This is a genomic window from Devosia sp. P1_H9, from assembly GCF_056405135.1.
This window is the reverse complement of sequence record NZ_JBFUCQ010000012.1, coordinates 21,798-38,886: the sequence shown is the minus strand read 5'-3', so window position 1 is coordinate 38,886 and position 17,089 is coordinate 21,798. Positions and strand designations below refer to the sequence as shown.

At 66.4% G+C, this 17,089-nt stretch carries 15 protein-coding genes and 2 tRNA genes; 15 read left to right on the top strand and 2 right to left on the bottom strand.

What is annotated here, in order from left to right; genetic code table 11:
• Window positions 1–113: 113 nt before the first annotated feature.
• The 8 genes from AC1DYL_RS19460 to AC1DYL_RS19425 all read left to right on the top strand — a co-directional run bounded on the left by AC1DYL_RS19460 (window position 114) and on the right by AC1DYL_RS19425 (window position 8,415).
• Entirely contained in the window at window positions 114–1,070 is a 957-nt protein-coding gene (locus AC1DYL_RS19460; RefSeq protein WP_477174433.1) for a hypothetical protein, read from the top strand.
• Window positions 1,070–1,801: a creatininase family protein gene (locus AC1DYL_RS19455; RefSeq protein ID WP_477174432.1), complete on the top strand. Its 732-nt coding sequence runs from the start codon at window positions 1,070–1,072 to the stop codon at window positions 1,799–1,801. Before AC1DYL_RS19460 ends, AC1DYL_RS19455 begins: the two co-directional genes overlap by 1 nt.
• Entirely contained in the window at window positions 1,801–3,666 is a 1,866-nt protein-coding gene (locus AC1DYL_RS19450; protein ID WP_477174431.1) for an adenine deaminase, read from the top strand. Before AC1DYL_RS19455 ends, AC1DYL_RS19450 begins: the two co-directional genes overlap by 1 nt.
• 80 nt (window positions 3,667–3,746) lie before the next feature.
• Window positions 3,747–4,763 (top strand): LacI family DNA-binding transcriptional regulator, encoded by a 1,017-nt coding sequence (locus tag AC1DYL_RS19445; protein WP_477174430.1) that lies wholly within the window; start codon window positions 3,747–3,749, stop codon window positions 4,761–4,763.
• A complete protein-coding gene (locus AC1DYL_RS19440; protein WP_477151769.1) occupies window positions 4,760–5,509 on the top strand; it encodes a glutamine amidotransferase in 750 nt (249 codons plus the stop codon). The genes AC1DYL_RS19445 and AC1DYL_RS19440 overlap by 4 nt, the downstream gene beginning before the upstream one ends.
• Window positions 5,506–6,099, top strand: coding sequence for an AAA family ATPase (locus tag AC1DYL_RS19435; protein ID WP_477151768.1), 594 nt, complete (start codon window positions 5,506–5,508; stop codon window positions 6,097–6,099). Before AC1DYL_RS19440 ends, AC1DYL_RS19435 begins: the two co-directional genes overlap by 4 nt.
• Window positions 6,100–6,127: 28 nt before the next feature.
• Window positions 6,128–7,057 (top strand): ribokinase, encoded by a 930-nt coding sequence (gene rbsK / locus AC1DYL_RS19430; RefSeq protein WP_477151767.1) that lies wholly within the window; start codon window positions 6,128–6,130, stop codon window positions 7,055–7,057.
• 113 nt (window positions 7,058–7,170) lie between these two features.
• On the top strand, window positions 7,171–8,415 hold the full coding sequence (locus tag AC1DYL_RS19425; RefSeq protein ID WP_477174429.1) for a glycoside hydrolase family 27 protein: 1,245 nt from the start codon (window positions 7,171–7,173) through the stop codon (window positions 8,413–8,415).
• 70 nt (window positions 8,416–8,485) lie between these two features.
• Here the strand turns inward: AC1DYL_RS19425 and AC1DYL_RS19420 are convergent, their stop codons facing one another.
• On the bottom strand, window positions 8,486–8,707 hold the full coding sequence (locus tag AC1DYL_RS19420; RefSeq protein ID WP_477174428.1) for a hypothetical protein: 222 nt from the start codon (window positions 8,705–8,707) through the stop codon (window positions 8,486–8,488).
• 166 nt (window positions 8,708–8,873) lie between these two features.
• Between AC1DYL_RS19420 and kdpF the strand changes: the two genes are divergently transcribed.
• From kdpF to AC1DYL_RS19390, 6 genes are read left to right on the top strand one after another with little or no spacing between them, the layout of a single operon-like run.
• Window positions 8,874–8,960, top strand: a complete 87-nt coding sequence (kdpF, locus tag AC1DYL_RS19415) for a K(+)-transporting ATPase subunit F (RefSeq protein WP_477151859.1) — start codon at window positions 8,874–8,876, stop codon at window positions 8,958–8,960.
• Window positions 8,961–8,972: 12 nt separating this feature from the next.
• The gene (kdpA, locus tag AC1DYL_RS19410; protein ID WP_477174427.1) at window positions 8,973–10,682 is read left to right on the top strand and encodes a potassium-transporting ATPase subunit KdpA; all 1,710 of its coding nucleotides are present in this window, start codon (window positions 8,973–8,975) and stop codon (window positions 10,680–10,682) included.
• A 10-nt stretch (window positions 10,683–10,692) separates the two neighbouring features.
• Window positions 10,693–12,741: a potassium-transporting ATPase subunit KdpB gene (gene kdpB / locus AC1DYL_RS19405; RefSeq protein ID WP_477174426.1), complete on the top strand. Its 2,049-nt coding sequence runs from the start codon at window positions 10,693–10,695 to the stop codon at window positions 12,739–12,741.
• Window positions 12,742–12,749: 8 nt separating this feature from the next.
• Entirely contained in the window at window positions 12,750–13,328 is a 579-nt protein-coding gene (kdpC, locus tag AC1DYL_RS19400; RefSeq protein ID WP_477174425.1) for a potassium-transporting ATPase subunit KdpC, read from the top strand.
• Window positions 13,328–16,015 carry an ATP-binding protein gene (locus AC1DYL_RS19395; RefSeq protein ID WP_477174424.1) on the top strand — a complete coding sequence of 896 codons (2,688 nt, stop codon included), beginning with the start codon at window positions 13,328–13,330 and terminating at the stop codon, window positions 16,013–16,015. Before kdpC ends, AC1DYL_RS19395 begins: the two co-directional genes overlap by 1 nt.
• Entirely contained in the window at window positions 16,012–16,707 is a 696-nt protein-coding gene (locus AC1DYL_RS19390; RefSeq protein WP_477174423.1) for a response regulator, read from the top strand. Before AC1DYL_RS19395 ends, AC1DYL_RS19390 begins: the two co-directional genes overlap by 4 nt.
• Before the next feature lie 51 nt (window positions 16,708–16,758).
• On the opposite strand, the gene AC1DYL_RS19385 is transcribed toward AC1DYL_RS19390, so the two are convergent.
• Window positions 16,759–16,835, bottom strand: a tRNA-Pro gene (locus tag AC1DYL_RS19385).
• 165 nt (window positions 16,836–17,000) lie between these two features.
• Here AC1DYL_RS19385 and AC1DYL_RS19380 point away from each other — a divergent pair.
• Window positions 17,001–17,075 (top strand) — tRNA-Gln (locus AC1DYL_RS19380).
• The last annotated feature ends 14 nt before the right edge of the window (window positions 17,076–17,089 follow it).

Here is a 17,089-nt window from a genome sequence, read left to right as displayed (position 1 = left end):
GATAAGCGTTGAACCCATTTGACCCCCGTCCGGTAAACCGGTTTACATGACGATCTAACGACACCTAAATCCCGCTTGTCAAATGCATTCGCGGGAGGAGCCATGCGCCAGAAGTGAGCCTCAATCCGTTCCAGGCCGACCCCGCCATCGCCGCCCGATTTGCCCGCCAGAGCGCCGATGTTGGCGATAAGGTCGCCGCAGAAATCGCACGGCTGGTGGCAGCACAGGCGCGCCGGCCTGAAGATAATCTGGGCTCGGTACTGCTCGCCTCCGAGGTGGCGACACTGCGCGAGAGCTTCGGGCTCGGCAGTGTCGAGGAACTGATGCTTCTTGCGCTGGCTCCGGCACGCGGCATCGCCCAGCCGCCCATTTCGAATTTCTTCGTCGGAGCCGTCGGGCTGGAGCGCGAAACCGGCAACTTGGTGCTCGGCGGCAATGTCGAATTCCCCGCCACGCACCTGGGCTTCACCATTCACGGCGAGGGGTTTGTGTTCACGCGCGCCGCCTCGCGCGGCACGACGATCGAGACGATTGCCATCGGCGAGGCGCACCCTTGCGCCCACTGCCGGCAGTATATCTCGGAGTTCGCGGGCAGCCGTGAGCTGAGGCTGATCGATCCGCTGGGGCATCGGCTGACGATGGCGCAGCTCTATCCGTGGCCGTTCGATCCGGACTATCTGGGTGAGGTTGGCGCTGTCGCGGGAGCCTTCGACGGCAGTCTCGATCTCGCCGCCAATGACTCGCCCGCGACCATCGCGGACCGGCTGCTCGATGCGGGGCGCCGCGCCCATGCGCCCTACAGCAAGTGCCCCGGTGCGGTGGTGCTGGCACTGCGTGACGGACAGATGGTGTCGGGTTTTTCCATCGAGAGCGTCGCTTTCAATCCGACCATGGGTCCGCTGCAGGCGGCGATAATCAACCTGATCGCGCATGGCTACGAGGCTGCCGACATCGCCGAGGCGGCGATGGGCACCCGCCTCGGCGGCAATGTCGAATACAGCCACAGTGTCACCGAACTGCTCGGCAAACTGGCGCCGCACGCTCCGCTCAACATTCTCGGATGGGCCTGATGCTCGATGCCACAAGCGCCAGCTGGAACGACGTCGCGGCCGCCATCGCCAAGGGGCTGATCGCGGTGCTGCCGGTCGGCGCGGTGGAGCAGCATGGCGCGCATTTGCCCCTGCTGACCGATACGGTGCTGGCGAGCGGCGTGGCGCGACGGATCGCCGAGGGTTGTGATGCGTTGCTGCTGCCGGCCATCGCCTATGGCGATGCGTGGACGGCGGAGGATTGGGCCGGGACGCTATCGCTGTCGCCGGAAACGCTGCGGGCCGCCGTCGCTGATATTGGCCGCGGGTTGCAGCGGATGGGCGTCAAAGGGCTGATCACCGTCAACGGACACTTCGGCAATCGCGAGCCGATCAACCTTGCGGCGCGGACGCTGGGCGAGGCCGGTTTCCCGGTGCTGCATCTCGACTATCCGCGGCTCGAGGCGTTGGCTGCCGAGCTGATGGAGAGCGAGCCGGCCGGGCCCGGCTTCTATCATGCCGACGAGGTCGAGACCTCGATGATGCTGGCGTTGGCGCCCGAGACCGTGCGGATGGAGCGGGCGGCGCCGGAGTATCCGGCGTTTCCGGAGCTGTTCGGCTCGGAGCCGATGAAGCTCTCGGCGTTCAACAAATCGGGCGTCTTCGGCGACCCGCGGCCGGCGACCGCGAAAAAGGGGGAGGAATTGATCGGGGGGATCGCGGCCGAGAGCCTGAGGCTTGTCGGCATCTGGTGCCAACAGCGTGGAATATGATGGCTGAACTTCCAGACGACCTCCTCATAACCGCCGCCGACGAAGTCAAAATCCGGCAGGATCTGCTGCTGGTGGCGCTGGGGAAGCGCCCGGCCGACCGGTCTCTGCGGGTAGGCAAGCTCCTCGACGTGCATTCGCGGACCTGGATGCACGACCAGGAGATCGTGATGCGCGGCAAGCGCATCGCCTGGGTCGGGCCGGCGGGCGAGTATCAGGGGCAGGTCAAGGAGCGCTTCCACGAGCCCAAACTGGCCGCCGTCCCAGGCTTCGGTGAGGTGCACAAGCATATCGAGAGTTCGCACCTGACGCCGGAATGGGACGCGGCGCTGGTGATGCCGCGCGGCAATACCTGGACCTGCGAGGCGAGCCACGAATTCTCCAATGTCGATGGCCCTCACAATCTCGAATTCTGGCTCAAGGCGCGGCTAGCGGGGTCGCCGCTGAAGATCTTCCCGCAGCCTGGTTCCGCCGTGCCGCCCACCGCCTACGAGTGGGGCGGCGGCTATTTCGACCATGACGAGCAGCAAAAGTTCATGGCAGCGAGCCCCATGGTCACCGGGCTCGACGAGGTGATGGACTGGCCGGCGGTGTGGAACCCGGAGAACCCCTCGCACGAGCGGCTCTGGGGGATGATCGAGGCGACCTTTGCGGCGCGCGGCGTGGTCGAAGGGCACGGTGCCGGGCTGCGCTCGCTGGGCGAGATCAACGCCTTCGCTGCGGCGGGGCTGGCCTCCGACCACGAGATGATGTCGGCCGATGAGGCGTGGGACAAGCTGCGGCATGGGCTGTTCATCGAAATCCGCATCCACTCGATGACCGAGATCGTCACCGGGTTGCTGCAGAGGGGACTGGTCGACTGGAGCCAGGTGGCGTTCGCCACCGACGATCGCAGCGCCACGCTGACGCTGGAGACCGGCGCTACCGACCACAACATCCGTACGGCCATCGCCGCCGGGCTGCCGGCCGAGATCGCCATCCAGTGCGCCACGATCAACCCGGCCCGCCACATGCGGCTGACGCCATGGGTCGGTTCGATCTCGCCCGGCCGCTTTGCCGATATCGTGCTGCTCGAGGACGTGACGGCGCTGAAGATCGCCAAGGTCTGGGCCGATGGGGCGCAGATCTCCGAGGGCACGAAGTTCATCGGCAAGGTGCCCGACATCGCCTGGCCGGAGTGGGCGACCAGGACCATCAACATCAAGCGCGAGATCACCGCGGGGGATTTCGCCATCAAGGCTGCGCCGGGGCGGCAGACCATGCAGTCGGCGGTGATCCGGCCGTTCCACTGGCATCCGGATTTCTACACCATGGAACTGCCGGTGGTGGACGGCGAGGTGCAGCGGCTCGAGAGCGAGAACCTCACCAAGTTCGCCATCGTCGACCGCTTCTCGGGCGAAGGGAAGGTGGCGAAGATGTTCTGGCGTGGCTGCGGGCCGCGCGATCCGGACACCGCCGTTGCCTGCTCGGTGGCGCACGACAAGCACAACATCTGGACCTGCGGCTCGTCCGACGCGGCTATGGCGCTGGCGGTGAACACGCTCAGGCAGACGCAGGGCGGCTGGGCGCTGGTGCACAAGGGCAAGGTAACGGCGACCGTGCGGTTCGAGATCGGCGGGCTTATGAGCAAGCGCCCGGCGGCGGAACTCGATGCGGAGATGCAGAAGCTCTACCGCGCGGCGGAACAGGTCGACTGGATGTACGAGCCGACCTTCCGCCCGCGCTGGAACCCCGGCTTCCCTGAACGGCTGATGTTTGCGACGCTGACCTGCGCGCCGTGGACCTGGGTGCTGGTGGCCCCGTCGCCGCTGGCGCCGGAGGGCTTCGTGAACGTCTCGACCGGAGAGGTGCATCCGATTGTATGGTGAAAACCGCAGAAAACGGGTTACGAAACCGCTTTACTAAAGCGCTTGCGCCGATCTAGCTTAAACGGGCGAGTGGGGGTGCAATGGCGACTATCCATGATGTAGCGCAGGATGCCGGGGTATCGCCGACGACGGTGTCCCGCTACCTCAACAACCGTATCGAGCTGCCGCCTTCCACGGCCGGCCGGATAGATGCGGCCATCGCCAAGCTCGATTATCGGCCAAACCTGCTCGCCAAGCGCCTCTCCACCGGCAAGACCGAAGCGGTGGGGCTGGTGACGCCGGAGATCCGCGAGCCGTTCTTCGCCGAGCTGGCCTCGGCCTTCGAGGACGAGGCGGACCGGCACGGCTACACCGTGTTCATGAGCTCGACCCGCTCCGACCGCGAGCGCGAGATCGCTTCGCTCGAGCGGCTGCACGACCGGCATGTCGATGGCCTGCTGATGATGACCAACACCGCCGATGACGGCACGCTCGCCGCGCTGATCGGCAAGCGCAAGAACGTGGTGATCGTCGACGAGGATATCCCCGGGGTCAGCGTGCCCCGGCTGTTCGTCGAGAACACCGAGGGCGCCTATGCGGCGACCAAGCACCTGATCGAAGCCGGCCATCGCCGCATCGCCTATCTCGGCGGTCCGCACGGGCTGTTGACGGTGACCGAGCGGCGCGAAGGCTTCATGCTGGCGATGAACGAGGCTGGGATCGCGGTGCGGCCCGAATATGTCGCCATCGGCAGTTTTGCGCCTGAACTGGCGCGCGCCGCGACGCAGAAATTCCTCGAGCTGCCAATGCCGCCGACGGCGATCTTCGCCTCCTCCGACTACCTCGCCATCGGCGCGGTGATGGGGCTGAAGGAGGCCGGCGTCAACGTGCCGGACCAGGTGTCGCTGATCGGCTTCGACGACATGGCGTTCGGCGCGCTGCTGACGCCGCCGCTGACCGCCATCCGCCAACCGGTGGAGCAGCTCGGCCGCCAGGGCTTTTTGACGCTACTGGCGCTGCTGAACGGCGAAGCACCGCCGATGCTGACGCGGCTGCCGGTCGAACTCATCCGGCGCCAATCTGTCGCCGCACCAAGCACGAAGGACTTCATGGCGTGAGCAAGCGCGTACTGATCGCCGGGGAGTCCTGGGTCACCCACTCGATCCACACCAAGGGCTTCGACAGCTTCACCACCACCGAATACAACGAGGGCGTCCGCTGGTTGAAGGCGGCGCTGGAAGGTGGCGGTTGGGAGGTGACGTTCCTCCCCAACCACCTCGCCGCCCGTGACTTCCCGCAGACCGCAGAGACGCTGGCCGCCTATGACGTGGTGATGCTCTCCGATATCGGCGCCAACACGCTGCTGCTGCACCCCGATACGTTCGTCCGCTCGGTGCCGCTGCCCAACCGGCTGACCTCGATCAAGGACTACGTGCTGAACGGCGGCGGGCTCGTAATGATCGGCGGCTATCTCACCTTCCAGGGCATCGACGCCAAGGGCCAGTACGCCGGCTCGGCGGTCGAGGACGTACTGCCCGTGACGATGTACCGCCACGACGACCGCAAGGAGAACCCGCAGGGCGTCGTCGCACATGTCGGCGATGCCGGGCACCCGATCACCAAGGGGATCACCGGGGAATGGCCGGCGTTGCTCGGCTACAACGAGGTGGTGGCGAAGCCCGATGCCGAGGTGCTGGTGCGGGTCGGCGGCGACCCGCTGATCGCAGTGGGCGAGTTCGGCAAGGGCCGTTCCGCGGTGTTCACTTCGGATTGCGGGCCGCACTGGGCGCCGCCGCCCTTTGTCGATTGGGCCGGCTATGCGCCGCTGTGGAACAACATCGCGAACTGGGTGTCGGGCAAATGACGCAAGGGGGCATCAAGGTCAAGCAGGCGCCCGATCCGTGGCAGCGCACCACCACCGAGAACGGTTTTCCGGCCGATGAGGTGATCTCGGCGCTGCAGAAATCCATCCGCCGCGGGCTCACCGAGAACGCGCTGCTGCTCGGCTGGGAGATGTATCTCACCAGCCCCGAACTCGAGCAGAAGCTGTGGGACCGGCTGGCCGTGATCTCGGTGGAGGATGTCGGCTTCGGCAATCTTGATGCGCCGGTGCTGGTCGATACGCTTTATCGCACGCACCAGCGCTTCGACCGGCCGACGCATGACCGGTTCCTGTTCGCCGCGCACGCCATCCGCGTGCTCGCCTCAGGCAAGAAGGACCGCACCACGGACGACATGGCCAACTGGGCCAAGCACGCCATGGCCTTCGGCGAGCGGATGCCGGAGATCCCGGATTTCGCCGTCGACATGCATACCGGCCGCGGCGAACAAATGGGCCGCGACTACCTTTACTTCATGACCGAAGCCAGCAAGGTTTCCCCCGAGATCGAGAACAAGGACCAGACCTACCGGGACTGGATCCTTGCGGCATTGAAGGCGGGCAAGCTCAGCTAAAGGGCGCGCGCTACTGGGAGGGGATGTCATGGCGCGTGCGGCTGTCGCAGTGCTCGGGATTTTCGTGGCGGACCTAGCGTTCAGGGCGCCGCGCCTGCCGTTGATGGGCGAGACCATCCTGGGTCAGGGCTTCAAGGACGGTCCGGGAGGCAAGGGCTCGAACCAGGCGATTGCCGCGGCGCGCGCCGGTGGCGACGCCCGGATGATCACCCGCATCGGCCGCGATACCTTTGGCGAGATGGCGCAGAAGGCCTGGGCGGCGGATGGGATCGACACCTCGGCGGTGGCGATCGATGATGAGTTGCCCACCGGCGCGGCGTTCATTTTCGTCTCCACCGAAACCGGCAACAACGCCATCATCGTCGAAAGCGGCGCAGCGGCGAAGCTGTCGCCCGCGGACGTAGCGGCAGCGGAGCCGGTGATTGTGGGCAGCAAAGTGCTGATGACGCAGTTCGAGCAGCCGATCGAGACCGCGATCGCCGGGCTGACCTTGGCGCGGAAGCACGGCGTCATCACCATTCTCAACCCGGCGCCAGCGGTGCAGGTCGACGACGCCATCTATGCGCTCTGCGATTACGTCACGCCGAACGAAACGGAAGCGGCGACGCTGACCGGGCTGAAGGTGGAGACCGAGGCCGATGCGCTGGCGGCGGCCAAGGAGTTCGTCCGTCGCGGGGCGAAGAATGCCCTCATCACGCTGGGCGAGAAAGGTGCGCTGCTGCATGGCGCTGATGGCACGCACATGGTGCCGGCGTTTAAGGTGGCGAAGGTAGTGGAGACCACCGGGGCCGGCGACGCCTTCAACGGCGGTTTCGCCGTGGCGCTGGCCGAGGGTATGTCGCCGGTAGATGCGGTGCGTTTCGGCTGCGCCACGGCTGGGCTGTCGGTACAGAAGCCGGGCACGGCGCCGTCGATGCCGACGCGGGCAGAGATCGAGGCGATGCTGAAGGGCGGCTGAGGCTCCTGAATCCAGCCGAATGCTTTCGGGTTCGTCTGGTCGAGCCCGGCGGCGCTTGACGTCGGGGCCGATGCGGAGTTGGCGTCGGGCTCCTGCAAACCGGACTGCCGATCATGACCCTACTCGCCCCGACCCCGCCGATGGGCTGGAACAGCTGGAACAGCTTTGCCACCACCATCACCGAAGCGCAGGCGCTCGAGACGGCCAAGATCATGGCCGAACAGCTGCTGCCCTTCGGCTACGACGTCTTTACCGTCGACATCCAGTGGTACGAGCCGGAAGCGCGGAGCTACAACTACAACACCAAGCCGGTGCCGACGATGGACGGCCATGGGCGGGTGACGCCGGCGCTGAACCGCTTCCCCTCGGCGGCGCACGGTGTCGGTTTCGCTGAGCTGGCGCGGCAGGTGCACGCACTCGGGCTGAAGTTCGGCATCCACATCATGCGCGGCATCCCGCGCCTCGCGGTCGAGCAGAACCTGCCGGTGCTGGGCACCTCGGTGCGCGCCGCGGACATCGCCGATACCGACAGCATCTGCAGCTGGAACCCCGACATGTACGGGGTGGATATGACCAAGCCCGGCGCGCAGGCTTACTATGACAGCATATTTGCGCTCTATGCGTCCTGGGGCGTCGACTTCATCAAGATGGACGACATGAGCCGCCCCTACGATGCGCATGCCGCCGAGATCGAGGCGGCGCACCACGCCATCGCGCGAACGGGCCGGCCGATGGTGCTGTCGCTGTCGCCCGGCGAGACGCCGGTGTTGCGCGCCGAGCACGTGCGGCAGTACGCGCAGATGTGGCGGATCAGCGATGACTTCTGGGACGAGTGGGCGATGGTCGAGGCGCAGTTCGTCCGGCTCGAGAACTGGAACCCGTGGCGCCGGCCGGGCGCCTGGCCGGATGCTGACATGCTGCCGCTCGGGCGGCTGGCGCTGGGTGATCGCGACACCAACTTCACCCCGGCCGAGCAGAAGACGGTGATGACCCTCTGGGCCATCGCCCGTTCGCCGCTGATCATGGGCGGCGACCTGCGCCACCTCGATGCCCCGACCCTGGCGCTGCTCACCAACCGCGACGTACTGGCGGTGAACCAGCACAGCACCGACAACCAGCCGCATTTCGTCATGGACGGCACCCGCGTCTGGACCGCTCGCGCCGAGAACGGCGATGCCTACCTGGCGCTGTTCAACACCGGCAAGGCGGAGCGGGAGATCGGCTTCAAGCTGGCGCCGCTGGGGATCAAGAGTGCTGCCGTGACGGACCTGTGGACGGGCAAGCAGCTCGGCCAACACACGGGCAGCTTTGCCGCGACCCTGCCGAGCCACGGCGCCGGCCTCTACCGCTTGGCCTAGGGCTGCCCGGCGAGCGGGGGCTCGGAGGCAACAACGGGAAGCGGGTATGCCACGCCGCAACCAGAGAGCGTCAGGCGCCCAGCTTCTCCAGCAATCCCAGCATCACGTCGGCCGCCGGCATCGGCAGCACCGCGTCGATCTCGGTGGGGAGCAGGCCCGCCAGCGCGCTGTTCGCCTCGCCTGTCGGGCTGCTGGCAACCAGCTGAACGGTAGGTCCGCTCGCAAACGAAACCCCGACCTCTGGCGAGGCCGGGGTCCGGCACCCCTCCCTTACGAAATCCTTACGCCCCACCCCAGCCTTCGCAATCGAACGCTGATGCGCTGAAGGTCCATACGGAACTCCCATTTCAACCATCGGAGTTCGACATGCTCGACCTTGTTTACCTGGCGCTCGGCGCCGGGGTCCTCGCGGTTCTCGGGTTTTATGCCCGCGCCATCGGCAAGCTTTGAGGCGGCCGATGTTTGAGCTTGTTCTCGGTCTCGCCGTGGTCGTGGGGCTCGCGATCTATCTGGTCGTGACGCTCGTCGCCCCTGAGCGGTTCTAGCGGAGTTTGGTGATGACCCTGATGGGATGGCTGCAGATCGGCTTGATGGTCGCTGCGGTCGCGCTGGTGGTGAAGCCGTTGGGCCTCTACATGGCGCGTGTGTTTTCCGGCGAGCGGACTTTCCTCTCGCCCGTGCTCGGGCCGGTGGAGCGCCTGTTCTATGGCGTTTCCGGTGTCGATCCTAAGAAGGAGCAGGGCTGGCTCGGCTACACGCTCGCCATGCTTGCCTTCTCGATTGCCGGCTTCGTTTCGCTCTACCTGATCCTCAGGTTCCAGGACCTGTTGCCGCTCAACCCGCAGGGTTTTGCGGGCGTCGCGCCGGACTTGGCCTTCAACACGGCCGTGAGCTTCGTCACCAACACCAACTGGCAGTCCTATGTCGGCGAGGCGACGATGAGCAATTTCAGCCAGATGGCTGGGCTTGCTGTGCATAACTTCGTCTCCGCCGCCACCGGCATGGCCCTTGCCATGGCACTGACGCGGGCCTTCATGCGCTCTGGCGCCACGACGGTGGGCAATTTCTGGGTCGATCTGACCCGGGCGACGCTCTACGTGCTCGTCCCCATCGCCATTCTCGTCACCATCGCGTTCATGGCGCTCGGCTTGCCGCAGACGCTCGACGGCTCCGTCGTCGCGACCACGCTCGAGGGGGCGCAGCAGACCATCGCGCTGGGGCCGGTGGCGAGCCAGGAGGCGATCAAGCAGCTCGGCACCAATGGCGGCGGCTTCTTCAACGCCAATGCCGCGCACCCGTTCGAGAACCCCAACGCCATCGCGAACTTCATCAACATCTTCGCCATGCTGATGGTCACCTCGGCGCTGGTCTACACGTTCGGCGAGATGGTGAAGAGCCGCCGGCAGGGCTGGGCCATCCTTTCCGCCATCGCCATCCTGCTCATCGCCGGCGTCGGCCTCGTCTACTGGGCCGAGTCGTTCGGCAACCCGATCCTACAGACGCTCGGCATCGATCCCGCCATGGGCAATATGGAGGGCAAGGAAGTCCGCTTCGGTCAGGCGCTGAGCGCCCTCTATGCCGCTGTCACCACCGGCATCTCCAATGGCGGCGTCAACGGTATGCTCGGCTCGTTCACCGCCCTCGGCGGGCTGGTGCCGCTGTTCCTGATCCAGCTGGGCGAAATCCTCCCCGGCGGCGTCGGCTCGGGTCTCTACGGCATGCTGGTGTTCTGCGTGCTGGCGGTGTTCGTCGCCGGCCTGATGGTCGGGCGCACGCCCGAGTTCCTCGGCAAGAAGATCGAGGCGCGCGAGATGAAATACGCCATGCTGGCGGTACTGATCCTGCCGCTCTCGATCCTCGGCTTCACCGCCATTGCGGCGATCCTGCCCTTTGCTCTGTCCTCGGTCGGCACCGGCGGTCCGCACGGGCTGAGCGAGATCCTCTATGCCTACTCCTCGGCCACCGGCAACAACGGCTCGGCCTTCGGCGGGCTTTCGGCCAACACCCCGTGGTTCAACACCACCCTTGGCATCGCCATGCTGCTTGGCCGCTTCGCCTACGTCGTGCCGGTGATGGCGATTGCCGGTTCGCTGGTCACTAAGGCCYGCGTGCCGGCATCCTCCGGCACATTCCCCACCGACAGGCCGCTCTTCGTCGGGCTGCTCATCGGCATCATCCTCATCATGGGCGGGCTGCAGTTCTTCCCCGCGCTCGCCCTCGGCCCCATCGTCGAGCATTTCCTGATGCTCGCCGGCCAGTCCTTCTGAGGCGCCTCAAATGGCCACCAAAGCAAAAACGCTTTCGATCCTCGATCCGGCGCTGCTCGGCCCCGCCGCCATCGGCGCGGTCAGGAAGCTCGATCCGCGGCAACTGGTCCGCAACCCGGTGATTTTTGTCACCGAGATCGTGGCGCTCGTCGTCACTATCATGTTCGTCCGCGACCTGTTCGCGTCGCCCGGCGAGGCCCTGTTCTCCGGCCAGATCGCCGCCTGGCTGTGGTTCACCGTGCTGTTCGCGACCTTCGCCGAGGCCGTCGCCGAGGGCCGCGGCAAGGCCCAGGCCGACAGCCTCCGCCGCACCAAGTCGCAGCTCGTGGCGAAGCGCCTCAAGTCCGGCGACTCGATGGCCTACGACACGGTGCCAGCAAGCGGCCTGCACGTCGGCAACGTCGTTCTCGTCGAGGCCGGTGACATGATCCCCGGCGACGGCGAGGTGATCGAAGGCGTTGCCTCGGTCAACGAGAGCGCCATCACCGGCGAGTCCGCGCCGGTGATCCGCGAGTCGGGCGGCGATCGTTCGGCAGTGACCGGCGGCACCACGGTGCTATCCGACTGGATCAAGGTGCGCATCTCGACCATGCCGGGCGAGACCTTTGTCGACCGGATGATCGCGCTGATCGAAGGCGCCAAGCGCCAGAAAACGCCCAACGAGATCGCGCTCTCGATCCTGCTTTCGGGGCTGACGCTGATCTTCCTGATCGCCGTGGCGACGCTCTCGGGCCTCGCCGCCTATTCGGGCACCATCGTCGGCATCACCGTGCTCGCGGCCCTGCTGGTGACGCTGATCCCCACCACCATTGGCGGCCTGCTCTCGGCCATCGGCATTGCCGGCATGGATCGGCTCATCCGCTTCAACGTCATCGCCACCTCGGGCCGTGCAGTAGAGGCGGCGGGCGATGTCGATACGCTGCTGCTCGACAAGACCGGCACCATCACCTTCGGCAACCGCATGGCCACTGAGTTCCTGCCGGTGCCCGGCGTCACCGAGCAGGCGCTGGCCGAGGCGGCTCAGCTCGCCAGCCTTGCCGACGAGACGCCCGAGGGCCGCTCGATCGTCGCGCTCGCCAAATCCGATTTCGGGCTCGCCGACGAGGACATCGTCGCCCTGGGCGGGACGCCGATCCGGTTCACCGCCGAGACACGCATCTCCGGCGTCGATCTTGGCGACCGCGCCATCCGCAAGGGCGCGGTGGATGCGATCCTGCGCTTCGCCAACCTCACAGCCGCCTCGGCACCACAGGCTTTCACCGCCGCCGTCGAGGCCATCGCTCGCACTGGCGGTACGCCTCTTGCTGTCGCCAACGGTCATCAGTTGCTCGGCGTCGTGCATCTGAAGGACGTGGTGAAGCCCGGCATCAAGGATCGCTTCGCGGCCTTGCGTGCCATGGGCATCAAGACGGTGATGGTCACCGGCGACAATCCGATCACGGCGGCGGCTATCGCCTCGGAGGCGGGTGTCGACACCTTCCTCGCCGAGGCGACGCCCGAGCAGAAACTCGACTACATCCGCAACGAACAGAAGGGTGGCCGACTGATCGCCATGTGTGGCGATGGCACCAACGACGCCCCGGCGCTCGCCCAGGCCGATGTCGGCGTCGCCATGCAGACCGGCACGCAGGCGGCCCGTGAAGCGGGCAACATGGTCGATCTCGACAGCAGCCCGACCAAGCTCATCGAGATCGTCGAGATCGGCAAGCAGATCCTGATGACGCGTGGCTCCCTCACCACCTTCTCGATCGCCAACGATGTGGCGAAGTACTTCGCCATCATCCCGGCGCTGTTCGTCGTGACCTACCCGCAGCTGAACGCGCTCAACATCATGGGCCTGAGCTCGCCCAAATCGGCGATCCTCTCGGCCATCATCTTCAACGCCCTGATCATCGTCGCGCTGATCCCGCTGGCGCTGCGTGGCGTCTCCTACAAGCCGGTCGGCGCCGCGGCGCTACTGCGCCGGAACCTCCTCGTCTATGGCCTGGGCGGCCTGATCGTGCCGTTCATCGGTATCAAGCTGGTCGACATTCTCGTGTCGGCGCTCCATCTGGTGTGAGGCAGAAAATGCTGCAATTCATTCGTCCCGCAATCGTCATGACCGTATTGTTCACGCTCCTCTGCGGCATCGCCTATCCGCTGGCGATGACCGGCATCGGCCAAGCCGCCTTCCCGGCCGCAGCCAATGGCAGCCTCATCACCCGCGATGGCGTGGTCGTTGGCTCCTCGCTGGTCGGCCAGAACTTCACCGACGCCAAGTACTTCTGGCCACGCCCCTCCGCTGCCGGTGCCGGCTATGATGGGCTTGCCTCGTCGGGCTCCAACCTCGGTCCCACCAGTCAGAAGCTTAGGGACCGGATCACCGAGACTGTCGCGAGGATTCAGGGCACCGGCGTCGTCGGCCCACTCCCCAGCGATGCGGGCACTGCCTCGGGTTCGGGACTCGATCCCGATATCTCTCCCGCCTATGCTCGGCTCCAGGTCGCGCGCGTCGCCGCGGCGCGTTCGCTCCCGGTGGACACCGTAGCCCAGTTGGTCGAGCAGCAGGTCGAAGCCCCTATGCTCGGCTTCATGGGCGAGGAAAGGGTCAACGTGCTGAAGCTCAACCTGGCGCTCGACGCGTTGGCCGCAGCCCCGGCGAGCTGATGTCCACCCCCGAGACCGAGCGGCGTCCGAACCCCGATGCGTTGCTGGCCCTTACGGCCGGCAGCGAGCGCGGCAAGCTGACCGTCTTCCTTGGTGCCGCGCCCGGTGTCGGCAAGACTTACTCCATGCTCAATCGTGCCCGGCGGCTGAAGACCGCCGGGATCGACATCGTGATCGGCCTCGTCGAGACGCATGGCCGCGCCGAGACGGCTGCGCTGCTCGAGGGCCTCGAAGTCCTGCCCCGCCGCAAGGTCGAGTATCGCGGGCACGTGCTCGAAGAGTTCGACATCGATGCCGGTCTCGCCCGCAAGCCGCAGATTCTCGTCGTCGACGAGATGGCGCACACCAATGCCGAGGGTAGTCGCCACCCCAAGCGCTACCAGGATATCGCCGAGCTGCTGCAGGCCGGCATTGACGTCTGGACAGCGCTCAACATCCAGCACCTCGAGAGCCTCTCCGATCTCGTCACGCGCATCACCGGCATCGAAGTGCGCGAGATCGTGCCCGACGTTGCACTGAAGAAGGCGGACGAAGTAATCCTCGTCGACTTGCCGCCGGCCGAACTGATCGAGCGGCTGAAGGAAGGCAAGGTCTACCTGCCTGAAAACGCCCAGCGCGCTATCGAAGGTTTCTTCCGGCCGGCCAACCTCACCGCCCTGCGCGAGCTGGCGCTGCGCCGCACGGCCGACCGGGTCGACGACCAGATGGTCGATTTCCTGCGCCAGAATGCCATCGAGGGGCCATGGGCCACCGCCGAGCGGCTGCTGGTGCTGGTCGGCGGCGACGCGCTGTCGGAGCGTGTCGTCCGCACCGCAAGCCGGCTCGCCTCCGGCCTTAACGCGCCCTGGAGCGCGATCTCTCTGACGAGGCCCGATGCAGCACTCGATGTTGCCCAAGCCCAGCGTCTCGATGACACGATGCAGCTCGCCGAACGGCTGGGCGCCACGCTCTTGCGGGTTACGGCCGACGATTTCGTCACCGAGATCATGCGCGTCGCGCGACGCGAGAACATCACCCAGATCGTGGTCGGCCGGCCGCGCCGCTCGCTGTTCCAGCGGCTGACGCGGCGCGCCCTGCCGGACGAACTGTTGCGCCGTTCCGGCGACATCAACGTCCACATCGTCTCGGGCGAAGAGGAGGACGAGGCAGCCGGCGATCTCGGCGGGTTCTCGTTCCGCAATCGCTCCAGCCGCCGCTGGGCCGAGACGCTGGCGTTGGCCGGTCTTGCCGTGATCGTCGCGACGCTGGTCGGCAAATCGCTCACCGCTTTCGTTCCGCTGCAGAACGTCTCGCTCCTCTACCTCGTGGCAGTGATCATCTGCGGCGTGCTGAACGGCCGCGTCTCGGCCATCGCTGCCGCCGTACTCTCCTCGCTTGCCTACAACTTCTTCTTCATCGAGCCGCTCTACACCTTCACCATCGCCCAGCCGCATGAGCTGTTCGGCCTCGTCGTGTTCCTTGCGGCCGCGATCCTCGCCGGCGAACTTGCCGGATGGATGCGCGAACAGACCGAGCGGGCGCGCCGCCAGGAACGGGCCACGCAGGCACTCAACGACTTCAGCCGCAAGCTATCCGGCTCCGCCCGGCTCGATACGGTCCTGGAAGCCACCGCTGCGCACCTCTACACCACCACCGGCATGGGCGCGGCGCTGCTGGTGCCGGAGGACGGCGAGCTGACCCTCGGCAGCATCTGGCCCCCGGACCTGGCGCTCGATCCCACCGACATGACCGCGGTCCGCTGGGCCTTCGACAAGCGCGAACCGGCCGGGCATTCGACCGGCACGCTCCCACAGCTCGCCTGGCAGTTCCGCCCCGTCCTGCAGGGCCGCCTCGCCATCGGTGTGCTGGGCCTGTTGCGGGCCGATGCCAAGGGAGCGCTGCTGCCCCACGAGGAGCAGTTGGTGCGCGGCGTGCTAGAACAGACGGCGGTCGCCATCGATCGCGCCCGCCTCGCCCGAGAGAACGTCCGCACCGCCGCGCTCGAGGAAAGCGAAAGACTCAATACGGCGCTGTTCTCATCGCTGTCGCACGATCTCAAGACCCCGCTCGCGACGATTTCTGGTGCGGCCAGCAGCCTGCGCGAGCTCGGCGACAGGATGGATCCCGCGACGCGGCAGGATTTGCTCGGCTCGATCGAGGAGGAGGCCTCGCGCCTCGGCCGCTTCGTTGCCAACCTCTTCGACATGACCCGCATCGAGGCCGGCACGCTGAAGCCCCGGCGCGACAGCATCGACGTCACCGACGCGGTGAACACGGCGGTCGATCGCGCGCGAAAACTCCATCCCGGCCACGATTTCGAGCTGAGCCTCGCATCCGACCTGCCGCCGGCACGTGGCGATGCCAATCTCCTCAGCCAGCTGCTCTTCAATCTCATCGACAATGCCTGCAAATATGGCGGAGAAGCACCAGTGGCGGTGTTCGCGCGGGGGGAGGGCGACGAGGTGACGATCTCGGTGACCGATCAAGGCAAGGGCATCCCGGAGGGTGAGCTCGAGCGCATCTTCGACAAGTTCTATCGGCGCACCAAGACCGACGGCCGCGCCGCCGGCACGGGCCTCGGCCTCTCGATCGCCCGCGGCTTCGTCGAGGCCATGGGAGGTACGCTCAAGGCCGAGAGCCCGGCAGTGAAGAAACGCGGCACGCGCTTCACCATCCGGATTCCCGCCGACCGGGGAGCGCGCGCGTGAGCGAAGGCCGCATCCTCATTGTCGACGACGAGCCGCAGATCCACCGGTTCCTCATGCCTGCGTTGACGGCCGCTGGCTATGATCCGATCGAGGCGTTCACCGCAGCCGAGGCGGAACGGCTCACGGCGACCGCGGCGCCAGACCTGATGATCCTCGACCTGGGCCTACCCGACAAGGACGGCAAGGACGTGATCCGGTCGCTGCGCGGCTGGTCGAAACTCCCCATCGTCGTGCTCTCCGCCCGCGACCGCGAGGCCGAAAAGATCGAGGCGCTCGATTTGGGTGCTGACGACTACGTCGAAAAGCCCTTCAGCATCGGCGAACTCCTCGCCCGCATCCGCACGGCTCTCCGCCGCCGCTCGCCTGGCACCGTGGCAGCAAGCCGCTACGACGGCGACGGCCTCAGCGTCGACTTCGCCCGCCGCCTGGTATCGCGCGATGGCGAGACGGTGCACCTGACACCCAAGGAATACGACCTCCTCACCCACATGGCCCGTCACGCCGGCCTGGTCCTGACCCACCGGCAGCTCCTCGCCACGGTCTGGGGTCCGGCGCATGTGGAAGACGTGCACTACCTGCGCGTCTTCATCGGCCAGTTGCGTACCAAGATCGAGCGCGACCCGACGCAACCCCGGCTGATCCGAACCGAGCCCGGCGTCGGCTATCGCTTTGCGGAAATGCCGGCTGCCTAAAGCTGGCCATCGCAACGAAAAACCCCGACCTCTTGCGAGGCCGGGGTTGATTGGTCGGAGTAGAGTGATTCGAACACTCGACCCCCTGCTCCCGAAGCAGGTGCGCTACCAGGCTGCGCTATACTCCGTCAGATTGCCGTGGGGCCCATGCTGCCGAGACGCGGGAGTTTCGGCGGGCGGCCATCGGCTGCGGGCGCTTTATAGACTCGGTGCCTTGCGGGTTCAAGCGGCTAAACTGGGGGCTTGTTCGATTGGTTGCACCCCAATTGTGAACCGTGTAGGAACGCGCCCGTTGGGGCGTCGCCAAGTGGTAAGGCAGCGGTTTTTGGTACCGCCATTCCTAGGTTCGAATCCTAGCGCCCCAGCCAGCCCCTCGTGCGCA

What these genes read in the sequence shown, in the direction of transcription:
- rbsK (WP_477151767.1), top strand. Translation starts at nt 6,128, where the DNA reads ATGGCGCGTGCGGCTGTCGCAGTGCTCGGGATTTTCGTGGCGGACCTA.
- kdpF (WP_477151859.1), top strand. Translation starts at nt 8,874, where the DNA reads ATGTTTGAGCTTGTTCTCGGTCTCGCCGTGGTCGTGGGGCTCGCGATC.
- AC1DYL_RS19455 (WP_477174432.1), top strand. Translation starts at nt 1,070, where the DNA reads ATGCTCGATGCCACAAGCGCCAGCTGGAACGACGTCGCGGCCGCCATC.
- AC1DYL_RS19425 (WP_477174429.1), top strand. Translation starts at nt 7,171, where the DNA reads ATGACCCTACTCGCCCCGACCCCGCCGATGGGCTGGAACAGCTGGAAC.
- AC1DYL_RS19395 (WP_477174424.1), top strand. Translation starts at nt 13,328, where the DNA reads ATGTCCACCCCCGAGACCGAGCGGCGTCCGAACCCCGATGCGTTGCTG.
- AC1DYL_RS19445 (WP_477174430.1), top strand. Translation starts at nt 3,747, where the DNA reads ATGGCGACTATCCATGATGTAGCGCAGGATGCCGGGGTATCGCCGACG.
- kdpB (WP_477174426.1), top strand. Translation starts at nt 10,693, where the DNA reads ATGGCCACCAAAGCAAAAACGCTTTCGATCCTCGATCCGGCGCTGCTC.
- AC1DYL_RS19450 (WP_477174431.1), top strand. Translation starts at nt 1,801, where the DNA reads ATGGCTGAACTTCCAGACGACCTCCTCATAACCGCCGCCGACGAAGTC.
- AC1DYL_RS19435 (WP_477151768.1), top strand. Translation starts at nt 5,506, where the DNA reads ATGACGCAAGGGGGCATCAAGGTCAAGCAGGCGCCCGATCCGTGGCAG.
- kdpC (WP_477174425.1), top strand. Translation starts at nt 12,750, where the DNA reads ATGCTGCAATTCATTCGTCCCGCAATCGTCATGACCGTATTGTTCACG.